The organism is Salinimonas sediminis, assembly GCF_003429285.1.
Classification (GTDB): Bacteria; Pseudomonadota; Gammaproteobacteria; order Enterobacterales; family Alteromonadaceae; genus Alteromonas; species Alteromonas indica.
On record NZ_CP031769.1, the window covers coordinates 2255742 to 2268535 of the forward strand.

The window sequence follows — 12794 nt, forward strand, 5'->3', positions numbered from 1 at the left end:
CCGTAAAATCTGGGTAGAACCCCTCCTTGATATTTGCGGTTGTTATGAGGCTTTTTTAAATTGATTTGATGCCGTAGCTGCATAATTTGGATTTCTCAAATGCATGTGACCATAACTACGTGATCGCAGAGAATACCCTACTTGCCCACAGCTCAACTTCTACTGAAATTAACGCACCTAATCTTCTCGATTTTTGATGCGGAACCCAAGAGTGGTTATTCTCGCCGACAAGCTTATCCAAATACTTCTTAGACCACGAAAGGGATGCCTTCATGAGGTGCTTTTCTATTTCGTAAAGATAGGGTTCGATGTTGCCTATTGCGCTGGCGCGGATCAATCTGGTCGATAGAGCCTTACTTGCATCTGAGGTATCGACTTCTAGCATGTAGTAGCCGTTGTTGCTGACCGCAACATGGGTGACAGACATACATCTCGGATTACCGTCGGTTTCCATTATATGCTTTTTACATTTACCTATTGCTGGCAATTTCCTGAGCGGGTATGGGGTGATCTTACAGTCATGGTTCTCTTCGAGCAGCTTTAACATCTCAAAGTAACTGGCAAATTTGTTCAAATAGAGATGTAAATCGTCAGTTTGATCATCTAAATTATCCCATTCGGCGCTTGGTAAGCTCCCCTCTGGGCCTTGCTCTTCGGTACTGACATCACGAGAGGCTTTATTAGGCTCGCTATCATCCTGTCTACCTCGGCCAGCCGACTTTTGTCTTTCACTGATTTTAGATGTTTCTACTGCCTTTATGAATTCAAATACAGTTGCATTTGCACTGAGCATTACTGGCTTATTTTCTCGACTGCTATCTTCGATGTCATCAATACTATGACTTGCGGGTCTCTCAGTATCACGCCCTACACCGCTACCTTGGCCATGCGTCTGTGTGAAAAATCTTGTGCTGAAAAAGTCCACGCTCTCTGGGATATTAGCAGCGATATTCTTTACACTTGAGATCTCATAAATGAGCATAGTTCGGCTATCAACGTCTAAGTTTCCGCGCATATCTAACGTGACACCTTGTAAATCAGGTGGATCAAACCGAAAATTCCACCGTCGATATTGCCCTTGTGTGTACCCATGGTTCAACTGATACTGTGCGATACTGTTGAAAGAATGGCGTGCTTCCACATCTAGTAACAACCATGCGAGCATGCGCCTGAAACTAAAATCATTAAACTGTTCCCAGTTTCCAGAAAAAGTATCCAAAACTGTAACAAATGCTTTCTGGTTTTCTTTATCGGATTCGACAATATATTCGTTGTTTAGCAGGTCGTGCACTACCGATGATCGGGCGAGATAGCCATAATGAAAAAAAAGCGCTCGGGCGAGTTCGAATTGAGGTAGGTATGCGGTTATTCCATCCGATAATTGAAATACAAAACACAACTGCTTCGCTTCCTTCGGCAATGGTCTTTCTCGAGCAGGACAGTTACTGATTACATCGACTAACCAATCACTGGTAGAGGATATTGTGTGGGATTTTTCCACCCCTCTTAGGTAGTAATTTTTGGTAGGATTGATGATTCTCTTTCGAATCAGAATAGGGGCGTTCGATAAAGTTATTGCGTCTTTACTGCTTTCCTTACTTGGGTAGATGCTGAGGTTCACTCCCCACTGATTTCCACCGTTTCTACAGAAAAAGTCTCCGATACCGTTTATCCAGGTATCGTCTTTGAATCCTTTTAATCGGGTGCTACTATTCAAATCCCGAATAACTCCTTGAGAAAATTTTTAGCCTCTTCGGTTAAGCGTTCCTCACTTAACCCAGACCACTTCAATACCTGCCAACGTTTTAGCACATCACCGGCAAGAACGGCTTTGATCACAACCCGGCTAATTCTTCTAATCTGGTATTCGAATATACTTTCACAGTATCGATCAAAAAACAAACTGCACAAAGGCAGTAGTTCTAGATGCTTCTCTAAAGAAGCTCTGTGCTTCAGTTGATTCAGATACCAGTTCCTCGATAGCCGGGGAGCGTCCAGTATGCATTCGCTTTCGTTGCGCAATGCCATCAGGGCTTTTACTGTATCCACGTCTCGCTTTCGCCAGCTCACCTTAGGCCGGTGTCTCAATAGAGGTATTCTGTGGCCCTGATTGATTTCTATAAGCCAGGTTTTGTCATAACGATACAACCAAGCGTACACGTCTCCGTATCCGTTGAGGCGGGCCAATTTGGTTCCGTGTTTTTCTAGGGCGTTCAGCCACCGCCTGCGGTAGTCCTCCAAGCGTGTTTGATCTATTTCCTGCTGCGCGGTGGTTGAGGTCTTAGCTTTCGGCTGGAGTCGTGCAACAAAAGTAATCACATCGGCCATCTTCCATCCAGGTTTCAGAAAGGCATGCAGGACGATTAGATGCTCGAGATAACTGAATGCTTTGCGGTGTTTGCGAAACATATTCCGAAGCCAGTTTGACTCGCCGCTGTCTGGCATGAGTTTTTGCGCGGTCAGCCAGTCAACTCCCCAAAACGCGATGACTTTTTGCTCTACCTGTTCATGGCGTACCTGGCTCCCGCGATTGAGCTGATGGTCTGCTGCGAGCTTTTTATACCAATAACCCCATTGCACAAGTTCAGGCACTGCAATCTGCTTAAGATTCAGAAGCTCACGTATGCTTTGCGCTATTAAATCGCTTTGCCAGCAACCCGGCTTTTGCTCTGCCGGTATGCTGGTCTCTGCATTGAGGGGAGTATACTGGTGGCGGTGAACATCGTGACGATGAATGTCTGAGTCAATAAGGCTCCCATGGATAGGGCAACTGTCTGCGCCAGCCACCTGCCAATCCCGCCGCCAGTAGCACTCCCCAAGTGCATGCTCTTGCTGTTTAATGCACCCAGGGCAATATCGTAGGTATTCAGGTTGCTTAACACGCCAAGCCGCTGCGCCTGATTTTAAATGAACGGCGCTCTTACCATCTGAAGTAAGTTCTTGGACAAGTGCTTTGCGCCGGGCCTCGCCCATGAAGAACGCATACAAAGGAAAGAGGGTATTTTGGTATAGCAAATCACTCGCTGTTATGCCGTTTTTCTCTGGGTAAAGTGCTGCAATGCGATTCAAATGCCCTGGCAGATCAGATGTTGCGATAACTCTGGTATCACCATAAACATCCTGCAATAGCTCTTTTGGTGAGACGATACCGCTATGAACCCCATGCCTTGCGATGGTGCTGTAAAGCAGTTCATCGTGGTAAGGCAGGGGAAAGCCCAGCATATCAGCCCACTTCTTTCAGCCAATTAGGTACATCAAACAGTTCCTTGCCATATTGCAGTTCGTGATAAAATCGGCCTTTCTCTGCCTGTGAAAATTTGAACCGCAGATCGTCTGAGGGCAGTGTATGCCAGCTGGTTGATTTGACGTTTGCTGTCTTCGGTTTGGTGGTTCTGGGTGGATTGGAATACCAGTCCAGTATGATCCTGCTCAGTTCGGGCAATGAGAGATCAGGGTGCTGTTGGAAAGCATTTTCGATCAGCGGCTCCAGTAATCTGGATTCGCACCCCATTCCTTGCAGCATGGTATAAAGACGCATTGCTTTTTCATTACTGCCAAAGGCCGGGATGCGCTCTTTTTCGGCCTGCCGCTCATCAATCACCTGCCTTAACTCAAGCAGGCGTTTGTCCATATCGGGCAACTGTAAATCTGAATATTTAACGATCAGTTCCGGGTCGTCTCTGCGCAGAGCATCAAGCATTGGGTGCACCGGCTTCAACTCCTGCTGGTAAACGGTACGAAGCAGTTTAACGGTAATTCGTTCAAGCCCTGTGGATATAGCCCGCATCTGTGCAAGTACAAACAGCTTGACGACAATATCCAGTACACCCTGTGACAAATCGAACCAGCAGTCGCGGATTTCATCGCTCAGTATTTCATCCCGGTTAGTCAGCCATTGATATTGCCAGAGCTTGTTAGTAAAGGCCTGCCATTCTGTTTTTCTTGGCTCACCTGTTTTTGGGTTCATTCTGACCGGCCCCGGTTTCATCGGCTGCCAGAACAATGAGCCAAAACCGGCACTGCGCCGACCGGCCTGCAATTCCATTTCGAATATGGGCCTGGCTTTTGGGGTTCCCACCATTACCACGGGTACACCGATAACATTTACCAGCGCCACAAAAAATTCCAGCATGGCTTCTTTACTGATGGATCGCTTCAGTGTCAGGCGTTGAATTTCGTCGATAACCAATACGCCGACCGCCCGTTGTGTTGCCACCTGACCCATTAGAGAGAGCAGCACTTCGGTGCTGTGACGCTTACGGGCATACTTTTCCTCATACCCTGTGTGCAGGGTGCGATCGACCTCACGGAAGAAGTTCAGGCACAAGCTTTTAAGTGAGCCGTCGGAGGGGCATTCTATCCTCAGGTAGGGTAGCTGAATGGCATTGTAGTCATGGTGATAGATGGCTTGTGGATAGGTTGCCAATATTCGGTTAATAGTCGAACTTTTACCACTGCCGGAACAACCAATCAGTGACAGGCTCTTGGCTGTGGAATTGGTTTGTGAAAACCTGAAATCACTTGCAACGCCTGACATGATTCGTTGGTAGCCTTCCTGCATTTTCTTGTTCAACGAACCGTCAGCGATATTGCGTCCCACATAACCGCCCCGGATCATGACGGAAATTTTCTCTTCTAATTGTTTGTGGATGGAGAGAGGCTGAAAGAAATCATCAAGCAATGCACTGATTTGGTGAGCACGAAGATGTCCCTCTCCGAAACAATCCTGTGGATTAAACTCTACTTTTCCGGTGAGTTTTACCTTGAGGGCCTGCAGATCCATTATTGGCGGTAAGGCCTCAATTAATGGATTACCGCGATAGCGCTCAAGCCCAGGGTCGGCATATACGGCCTCAACATAATTTTCAGGTAAAGGCATCAGTCATCGTCTCCAAACAACTCATCCACATAATCCGGATAATCCAGATCTGACTCGGGGTCGGAAAGGTGAATCACTTTGCCTGGGCGCTCATTAGGATCGGCATCTGGGCGTCGCGCCCTTTCTGCTCTTTCTTTGGCTTTTTCCTGACGTTTGTTTTCATTGATCGTTCTGACTCGCTGTGCATTGGGAATGCCGGAAGTATCCGGGGCCACCTTGGTTGCATGACTGATTTTGTCGATCACAAACTCTTCGTGTTGCCGTTTTTTGGCTCCAGATTGCACTTTTGCTTTGCCGGTTGTTTTCTTTTGTTCATCTCTGGCCTGCCAGACGTCCCAGAACGACGCTCCCCGAAACTCCCGGGAGCGGTCAGCCAGGTTGCAGATCCAATATTTGTTGCTACCTTTCTCGGGGAAGAGGTAAATTTGGTCGGCAACCAATGGGTCGTAGGCGGCTTCCAGCGTTGCTGGTCGCTTTACTGCTCTGCCGCGATGCGTCCAGCCCAGTTGCAGAAATTCAGAAGAAGTGTAGTAGAGGCCAAACAAGCAGGCTCCCAATTCGGAAATGCTCGCCTTTTTTCTGGGTAACAGGGCAACCCGCAATGCGTCTGGCTCGGCGTGATGTAGGCGGCCAGTTCTATGCTGAAGCCCCCAATTCCATAAATGGACTGGAGTTGTCGGCAGATTCGTAGGCATGTCGGAATCTCTGTCGTACTTCTCGAGTACGGCAAACTGATTGTGATAGAGCACCGAGGAGAGGATAGTTTGCGCAAAGTCTTTCACCGAAAGTTTAGCATCTAGCCGATAATCCTTCCCCCCTCGTTTTTTAACCCGGTTTCCGGTGACATAACCCGGTACAAAAGATCCAAATGAAGCCTGAACCGTCTTAAAGTTGCGCTCTACAATGCCCTTAGCGTCGCCTCTATAGGGAGGGGTGTTTTCTATTCGAACAGCAAAATTACTTTCTAGATTTTCTATTTGATGCCCCAACAGTTCGCCACGATCTGCAAGAATTGCATCCGGTAGTCCAACACTGGGCCAGTGTTCAGACTCTACGTCGAATCCGAGTTCCTTGCAGTAACCTGTTTTGTCTGTCACAGCCATATACAAGGCTTGCATTGCGGCGACATAAGAAGCACTTTCGAAGCCAATATAGAAACCGGCTACCATCCGACTGAATACATCGATCACCATGTATACTACCGGGCGACCAACGATATTGCCCCGCTCACTATCGGAAACGACATACACGTCGGCAATGGTCGCATCTATCTCGTATCGGCTACCCGGCCCAAGTACCTGAGTATTTGCCGTGCTGTGCAGAGGCCGGACATCTTTGTTGTACTCATTGGCTGAAATGCGCTTTTTGAGTTTTTCTGCCTGAAGGTACTCACGCTTATAAAAATGCATCATTTGCCAGTTGCTGGGCAGTTCCTCTTCAGGAGTATCTGGGAAATAGTTCAGGTACATTGTATTGAAGCGACGGTGAGCATAAGGGAAGGAGTGCCCTTTGTCCTTTAACAGGTAGCGGTCGATGGCTATACGAAACAGGCGCTCAACAAACTCATCTACCTTAGCACCGACACCTGGGGTGTATTTGCGTGGGCGACCCAGTTTTTTGTCTTTGGCGATTCGCCTTTTACCTTTACCACCAGAGTTCTTGTAGTCGGGGAGTAAGGCGTTTGGAGTCTGCCCTCGTTGCCAATAACGCCTGGCAAGCCGATAAAGGGTTTGTTTAGTCGAGCCTTTCTCAGAAAGAATGCTTTTGATGGCAGCACCGCGGCTTTTGGGTTCATAAAAGTCAGGCAGGCCTAGTAATGGTTTGATCAGATGATAATTGCTGTCCCGCTTGGTTCTGGCCATAGTGCCCTCTTTAGGTGACTCGAAAGCCAGTTCCTTATAGGGATCATCAATGCGATCGAGATTTTCCTGTTCAATGGCTTCTGACAAGTCACTTACTGACGCTATCTCAGGAAAGGCTGAGCCATCGTCAATATCGATCCAAACCAGATACTCGCCCAGTGGTTGCAGCACACGGAAACGTTGTTCACCGAATTTCAACACTTCATTGATTCGAAACAAGATACACCTCCCGGATTAAGCCAACATCTGCGGCCTGTAAATCTCTGGCTTTGAGTTTGGTTGTGGGTTTAAAAATATCAAAAGTGAAGTAGCGCTTGGCTAACAGTTGTCTGACCTCATAGAGTGATTCACCCAGTGGCAAATCGTACGCAGCATCAAGTTCTTTGCAGATTGCTAAAATTGCTTTGTTTGGGCTCTTTGCGAAATGATGCGCATAGAACTCAATTTGCTGAAGCTCCAGTTCTGCATTTTCTTCTATACGTTGGGCTGGATAAAGCCAATTGATATTCTTTGTCACTACCGCGGGTATATCTTTCTCAGTTATTAGATACCACGGCAACTCTTTCTCCTACCAATATCGACGCTCAAGCTCCAGTTTCTCAACCGTTCTGGAGTCTTGCAGAGCTGAAGCGTATTTTACCTGCAATACGAATCTAGGCTCGCTTTCATTTACTGAATCAACCAGAAAGTCTGAAGACATATACTGATCAACGCCAGCGACGTTAGGGTGTTTAATGCCAGCTGCTCCCGCTAACTGGCGCGTGGTATCGCGCTCCAGTGGGAATTGCTCACGTATTTGAGTAATTTTGTTGTGCCATTCCAGCATCAGGAATACGGAAAGCTCAAGATCTGATAGCAAATGGTGGGTACGTTTGGACTTGTGACCAAATACACGGTGTACCCTTCCTAGAGAAGGCAAATCTCTAACCGTTAACCAAGGTTTGTAATCAGAATTCAGCCCTTGACCTCTGCCTTCCTTAATCCACTTTGCAAATTGCGTTTCGGAAAACCCGCCGCCTTTTGAGGCCATGCATAAACCGCCCATATATCTACGTTAAGTGAGAATAGGCCTTGCTGCATCAGTATGCAACTTTATTACTTGGAAATCGTACTATAGTTATTAATAAATTTGGGCGCATCTGTAGTTCACGTTTTAGTTGATATAAGCTTAACGAGAGCTCATGAAATTCTGGCCCCAAGTGCGCATTATAAATTCTGAAATTGAGGTAATCTGTCATGCTTACAGGTTTTCTTATTGCAATGGGTACTGCATTAGTCCTGTCTATCGTTGGGTGGGCGCTATCAAATATCGGTATTGATAACCACAAACGAGATGAAGATAAATGACAGAAGTTAATAGCCACTCTCTATCCTAGCAACCACAAAGCGCCCATAAAATAATCGACGTTTTGCTAATTTAATTATCTTATTGTTGATTTTGTAAATGCCTAATATATCTTTTTACGTTAATCGAAAAATGCCCCTCTTCATTGGGAAGCTTTTTTGAATCGCGCCACTAAATTCGATGGATATGAGAATATCCGACATTATTCTAATAATTGCGCCTTCTTCCTTTACAAAAAAAAGAATTATCCTAAGCTAAATGTGCCAATAGTGGCATATTAAATTAAGGAAAATAATATGGCTGTAAGACACACACCACCAAATTCCGGAGAAAGCGTTGTTCATAAAGGTCAAAAAGGTGGCAAAACAGGGTGCGGCGAAAATACAAACGAACATCCTTCACACTGGAGCAACACTACTTCACCTGTTACTTGCAAACGCAATGGATGTAAGAGCTAACGCTTTAGGGGCTAAAGTGATACCAGCCCCCATAAATTAGTGCTTCATCATCGAATTAATCAGCATCCCGACATTCTTCGCTGGTTAGCTCAATTTCAATAGTGGTATGCGATAACTCAAACTCTTGCAGCGCGTTGGATACACTTTCTTTTAGTTCAAGGTACTCAGCTTTCGACTCAAACTGACTAACAACGTGAACTGTCGCAACATGATGCTCACCATCTAGTGACCAGATATGCAGGTGATGCAAATCGCTCACAGCATCAAGTTCAAGCGATAGTAGAAAGTGCCCTCGACCAGGACGTTGAGCTGCTTAAAATTGAGGGATTTAACGCAACTACCGGGATGGGTGTTGAAGCCAGTTGTGAAGGGAAGGCTTTACTGTTTGGTAATAGTAAGCTCATGGCTAAAAACGAGGTGGGCATTGGTGAATACTCCGAGAAAGCACAAACACTGGCCAAAGAAGCTAAGACTCCGATGTATTTTGCTGTAGATGGACAACTGACTGCCATCATAGCGGTTGCCGACCCGATAAAATCAGACTCTGTCTCTGCCATCAAACGCCTGCAAGCCAATGGGACCCGGGTCATCATGTTAACGGGGGATAATAAGGAAACTGCCGCTGCCGTTGCAAATAAAGCGGGGATAAGCGAATTTTTTGCTGATGTATTGCCCGAAGAAAAAGCCAACAAAGTGCAGGAACTACAGGAGCAAGGAGAAGTAGTGGGCATGACTGGCGATGGAATTAATGATGCCCCTGCACTTGCGCTAGCTGATGTTGGCTTTGCCATCGGTACAGGAACAGACGTAGCGATTGAAAGTGCAGATATCACCTTAATGCGCGGTTCGCTTCATGGCCTGGCAGATGCAATAGCTGTTAGTAAGGCTACGTTGCGCAACATTAAGCAAAACCTGTTTGGTGCCTTTGTTCATAACGTAGCAGGCATACCTTTCGCGGCTGGCGCGCTCTATCCATTTTTCGGTGTGTTGTTAAGCCCGGTTATTGCTGGTGCGGCTATGGCATTTTCTTCGTTGACGGTGGTGTCGAATGCGAATCGGCTTCGCCTATTCAAGGCAAAAGACCACTAAGGAGATTTCTTATGATGATGATTAATATTGTCGGACTTGCGGTGATCGCACTGATTATTTGATGGTTTTGGCTATACAAGCCTGAGCAAACAATAACTGACAGCAATGAAGTACTCATAGAAGTAAAAAATGGTGTGTACTCACCTGCTGCAATTCAGGTAAACGCCAACCAGTCGGTTACATTGAAGTTTTTGCGGAAGGACGAATCTCCCTGCTCTGAGATTTTACTGATCCCTACGTTAGATATTAGTGAGTAATTAAAGCTTAATGGTGTAACACAAATACACCTCTCAAGCATTCCACAGGGCGAACACGTCTTTCACTGCCAGATGCAGATGTATCGTGGTGTTCTAACGGTGGTAAAGGAGGAGTCATGAAAAACAGTCACCCCCGATTTTGGTCGACCCCCACGGGTTGGACGGCACTAGCGATTATCGCTGCCGCTACTTATTTTTTAATCTTCGAACATGGTCATCATGTCCTTCAGTTTCTTCCTTATCTGATATTACTGCTGTGCCCGTTCATGCACATCTTCATGCACCGTAGCCATGGTAAACATGGTCACGACCACGAACATTCTCCGGACAGTGAAAACAGGCGGCAGAGTTTTCAGGAATTGAGTGATAAGAACGCGGCTTATCGTGATGGATACATTGAAGGGGTAGAAGAAGGCCGCAAGGAAATGCATAAAAAGGACGATGGTGATGAATGACACATACGATTATGGCTTATGGTCAATGGTCAATGGTGATACTGAACTCAGCTATTTTTATCTTTTTTGCATTTAGTTTTGTGAAGCCCAAAACGTCCACCGATTGGCGAAGTCTGGGCATTTTTTCTGCTTTTGTTGTGGCCCTCTTTACCGAAATGTACGGATTTCCATTAACTATCTATTTCTTGTCAGGGTGGCTTACTGATACCTACCCGAAGGTGAACTTCTTCGCGCACGAAAACGGACACCTGTTACACACCTTCTTTGGTTTTGACGGTGATGCCCATTGGGACCCGTTTCATATCACCAGTATGGTGTTTATTGTTGCAGGCTTCTTTATGTTGTCTTCAGCGTGGAATGTACTGCACCACGCCCAGAAGAACCATCAGTTAGCTAAAGCTGGATGGTATGCGCGTTGTCGCCATCCTCAATATGTAGCCTTCATTCTGATCATGTTTGGCTTTTTGTTGCAATGGCCAACCATTCCCACATTGGTCATGTTCCCTATTTTAGTTGTTGTGTATGTACAGCTGGCTAAGCATGAAGAAGCTTTAGCTATTTCTGAATTTGGCGAGGAGTATGTGAATTATATCAACACGACACCACGCTGGATCCCAAACCTGAACGTTAAATTAAAAGGTGAAAACCATGAAAAAACTCACTAAATCAATCATTTTTTCAACGTCATTACTAATGGCGGCAACTGCACCAGCGCAAAGCATGAAAGGGCATGAGCACCAGGGCTCAGACAAGCAAGACATGCAAATGGGAATGAATATGTCTGGCAAAGATATGCATATGATGCATGCGAAAATGAAAGCGATGAAGGAAGAAGTTCATGCTATCAAAGAAGAAAAGGACCCCGTTAAGCAGCGTGAGATGATGAAAAGCCATATGCAATCCATAATGGGAATGATGCATATGATGCATGAGAAAATGAAAAAACAACCCATGCAAACCCAGGTTAATATGGCAGAAAAGCATCTCAAAATGATGGAAATGATGATGTCAAAAATGGAGGACAATCATTCGCCTATGTCAGAAAAAAGTCAAACTAACACTTTAGGGGGAGACCATGAGTGATTTAGATCACAGAGTAGGTGTCAGAGAAGCTAATTTAGTCATTCGCAATTTACGGCTCAGCAATGTCAATGAGGCAAATTGCGATGCCCTAATTGGAGAAGTTGATAAGCTCTTTGGCATCGATGATGTGAGTTACAACATCAAAGAGGGTGTTATTCACTTGGCATATGATGCGACACATATAAATTTGGATGGTATTGAAGAAGTCATTCGAAGGCATGGTGCCGACCTTCACAATGATTGGTGGACACGCACGAAAGAAGGTTACTATCAATTTGTCGACCAGAATATCAAAGACAATTCAACACACAAAGCGTGGAGTTGTCATGCAGTGCCGCCGGGATCCCACAATAAACGTAAATGAACTCAATGCGCTATATGCTCTCTCGTAATCAACATAGGGTAGCCCAGTCAAAGGAGATAGATGATGAAAATTCAAGAAAATGCCTTTGCCATAGCTTGTGCGGCAGCGTTTGCGATTATTTGGATTGTGTGTTCCTTATTCGTCATGGCGTTACCGAACATGATGTCTGATATGACAGGCAAAATGTTACACACAGACTGGCAAGCCATGAGGTGGCACATGTCGGTATTGGGTGTATTGATAGGAGGCGTTCTTTGGGCGTTTCTGGCCGGTATATTGGGTTGGTTTATTGCCAAAATTTATAATATGCAGCTTCAGAATTCATGACTAAATAAATGCACCGCTTTTGAAATATTAAGTCCGGAACAGTATTTGCTCTTTTATGCTTTTAAGTAAACAGTGAGGCACTATGATCACCAGCAATACAGAAAACGGACTGCAGAAAGCCACGCAATTACTCAATCAGCCAAGTACGGATAAACAGGTCTGTAAGCAACCATCTGAGTCACAGAAGCAAGGGCAAGAGTTTACTGAAATAATGGGTAAAATGAAGCTGCAACAAGGCGGTTAAAGGGTGCCACGTGAAGAAATAACCGGCAATAAAATGCCGGTTACTTCCGTTCTGGCCTAGCCCTCTCAGGACTAGATCCTGGCTCCGATTACCACGCCAGTTTCACTGGTTGACTCGCCATCAGCTTTTAACGCGTTAGCCACTTTAGCCAAGGCTTTGCTGTAATAAACGCCGACATAGAGCGCTGTTTCCCGTGTAATCTCATGGCGGTAACACAAGCCGATACGAATGTTACTCAGCCCGCTTTGACGGTTGTATTTTTCCGAGTCAGTGAGGTTCGCTACAACTTCCAGGCGTGGTTACAGACAGGAAACCTGACTTAACTGCCATTCATACTCGGTTTCATTGATAAACTGCATGCCACCGTCTTCGTTAATACGAAGTGAGTTTTCCATCCTTAATCGGTAGGGGCTAGTTCAGGAGGAAAGGAC

General features: G+C 45.7%; 14 protein-coding genes and 2 pseudogenes. 8 read left to right on the forward strand and 8 right to left on the reverse strand.

The annotated features are described in order from the left end of the window. Nucleotides 1-115: 115 nt before the first annotated feature. The 7 genes from D0Y50_RS10070 to D0Y50_RS10095 all read right to left on the reverse strand — a co-directional run bounded on the left by D0Y50_RS10070 (nt 116) and on the right by D0Y50_RS10095 (nt 8803). Nucleotides 116-1717: a Tn7-like element transposition protein TnsE gene (locus tag D0Y50_RS10070; RefSeq protein WP_117316785.1), complete on the reverse strand. Its 1602-nt coding sequence runs from the start codon at nt 1715-1717 to the stop codon at nt 116-118. After that, nucleotides 1714-3222, reverse strand: coding sequence for a TnsD family Tn7-like transposition protein (locus D0Y50_RS10075; protein ID WP_117316787.1), 1509 nt, complete (start codon nt 3220-3222; stop codon nt 1714-1716). The genes D0Y50_RS10070 and D0Y50_RS10075 overlap by 4 nt, the downstream gene beginning before the upstream one ends. Nucleotide 3223: 1 nt before the next feature. After that, entirely contained in the window at nt 3224-4879 is a 1656-nt protein-coding gene (locus D0Y50_RS10080; RefSeq protein WP_117316789.1) for an AAA family ATPase, read from the reverse strand. Beyond that, nucleotides 4879-6960 (reverse strand): DDE-type integrase/transposase/recombinase, encoded by a 2082-nt coding sequence (locus tag D0Y50_RS10085; RefSeq protein ID WP_117316791.1) that lies wholly within the window; start codon nt 6958-6960, stop codon nt 4879-4881. Before D0Y50_RS10085 ends, D0Y50_RS10080 begins: the two co-directional genes overlap by 1 nt. Further along, complete coding sequence (locus D0Y50_RS20095; RefSeq protein WP_332308346.1) at nt 6944-7300, reverse strand: TnsA endonuclease C-terminal domain-containing protein; 357 nt, start codon at nt 7298-7300, stop codon at nt 6944-6946. Before D0Y50_RS20095 ends, D0Y50_RS10085 begins: the two co-directional genes overlap by 17 nt. 9 nt (nt 7301-7309) lie before the next feature. Continuing rightward, nucleotides 7310-7771 (reverse strand): TnsA endonuclease N-terminal domain-containing protein, encoded by a 462-nt coding sequence (locus D0Y50_RS20100; RefSeq protein ID WP_332308347.1) that lies wholly within the window; start codon nt 7769-7771, stop codon nt 7310-7312. Between the two features lie 828 nt (nt 7772-8599). Next, nucleotides 8600-8803: a cation diffusion facilitator family transporter gene (locus D0Y50_RS10095; protein WP_232366231.1), complete on the reverse strand. Its 204-nt coding sequence runs from the start codon at nt 8801-8803 to the stop codon at nt 8600-8602. Between D0Y50_RS10095 and D0Y50_RS10100 the strand changes: the two are divergent. The 8 genes and pseudogenes from D0Y50_RS10100 to D0Y50_RS19515 all read left to right on the forward strand — a co-directional run. Next, nucleotides 8800-9633, forward strand: a pseudogene (locus D0Y50_RS10100) (HAD-IC family P-type ATPase); the annotation flags it as partial. The gene D0Y50_RS10095 and the pseudogene D0Y50_RS10100 sit on opposite strands and share 4 nt — an antisense overlap. Nucleotides 9634-9644: 11 nt before the next feature. Next, nucleotides 9645-10010: pseudogene (locus D0Y50_RS10105) on the forward strand (cupredoxin domain-containing protein). After that, nucleotides 10007-10345, forward strand: coding sequence for a DUF2933 domain-containing protein (locus D0Y50_RS10110; RefSeq protein ID WP_117316793.1), 339 nt, complete (start codon nt 10007-10009; stop codon nt 10343-10345). Before D0Y50_RS10105 ends, D0Y50_RS10110 begins: the two are co-directional and overlap by 4 nt. Then, the gene (locus D0Y50_RS10115) at nt 10342-11010 is read left to right on the forward strand and encodes a methyltransferase family protein (RefSeq protein ID WP_232366232.1); all 669 of its coding nucleotides are present in this window, start codon (nt 10342-10344) and stop codon (nt 11008-11010) included. Before D0Y50_RS10110 ends, D0Y50_RS10115 begins: the two co-directional genes overlap by 4 nt. Next, complete coding sequence (locus D0Y50_RS10120; protein ID WP_117316795.1) at nt 10994-11428, forward strand: hypothetical protein; 435 nt, start codon at nt 10994-10996, stop codon at nt 11426-11428. The genes D0Y50_RS10115 and D0Y50_RS10120 overlap by 17 nt, the downstream gene beginning before the upstream one ends. Then, nucleotides 11421-11792 (forward strand): cation transporter, encoded by a 372-nt coding sequence (locus D0Y50_RS10125; RefSeq protein ID WP_117316797.1) that lies wholly within the window; start codon nt 11421-11423, stop codon nt 11790-11792. Before D0Y50_RS10120 ends, D0Y50_RS10125 begins: the two co-directional genes overlap by 8 nt. 63 nt (nt 11793-11855) lie before the next feature. Beyond that, the gene (locus D0Y50_RS10130) at nt 11856-12119 is read left to right on the forward strand and encodes a DUF5676 family membrane protein (RefSeq protein WP_117316799.1); all 264 of its coding nucleotides are present in this window, start codon (nt 11856-11858) and stop codon (nt 12117-12119) included. An 82-nt stretch (nt 12120-12201) separates the two neighbouring features. Next, nucleotides 12202-12363, forward strand: a complete 162-nt coding sequence (locus D0Y50_RS19515) for a hypothetical protein (protein ID WP_168190725.1) — start codon at nt 12202-12204, stop codon at nt 12361-12363. 71 nt (nt 12364-12434) lie between these two features. Here D0Y50_RS19515 and D0Y50_RS19755 read toward each other — a convergent pair whose 3' ends face one another. After that, complete coding sequence (locus D0Y50_RS19755; RefSeq protein WP_332308387.1) at nt 12435-12656, reverse strand: copper resistance protein B; 222 nt, start codon at nt 12654-12656, stop codon at nt 12435-12437. Nucleotides 12657-12794: the final 138 nt, after the last annotated feature.

What these genes read in the sequence shown, in the direction of transcription:
- D0Y50_RS10075 (WP_117316787.1), bottom strand. Translation starts at nt 3,222, where the DNA reads ATGCTGGGCTTTCCCCTGCCTTACCACGATGAACTGCTTTACAGCACC.
- D0Y50_RS10125 (WP_117316797.1), top strand. Translation starts at nt 11,421, where the DNA reads ATGAGTGATTTAGATCACAGAGTAGGTGTCAGAGAAGCTAATTTAGTC.
- D0Y50_RS10110 (WP_117316793.1), top strand. Translation starts at nt 10,007, where the DNA reads ATGAAAAACAGTCACCCCCGATTTTGGTCGACCCCCACGGGTTGGACG.
- D0Y50_RS10120 (WP_117316795.1), top strand. Translation starts at nt 10,994, where the DNA reads ATGAAAAAACTCACTAAATCAATCATTTTTTCAACGTCATTACTAATG.
- D0Y50_RS19515 (WP_168190725.1), top strand. Translation starts at nt 12,202, where the DNA reads ATGATCACCAGCAATACAGAAAACGGACTGCAGAAAGCCACGCAATTA.
- D0Y50_RS10130 (WP_117316799.1), top strand. Translation starts at nt 11,856, where the DNA reads ATGAAAATTCAAGAAAATGCCTTTGCCATAGCTTGTGCGGCAGCGTTT.
- D0Y50_RS10080 (WP_117316789.1), bottom strand. Translation starts at nt 4,879, where the DNA reads ATGCCTTTACCTGAAAATTATGTTGAGGCCGTATATGCCGACCCTGGG.
- D0Y50_RS10115 (WP_232366232.1), top strand. Translation starts at nt 10,342, where the DNA reads ATGACACATACGATTATGGCTTATGGTCAATGGTCAATGGTGATACTG.
- D0Y50_RS20100 (WP_332308347.1), bottom strand. Translation starts at nt 7,771, where the DNA reads ATGGCCTCAAAAGGCGGCGGGTTTTCCGAAACGCAATTTGCAAAGTGG.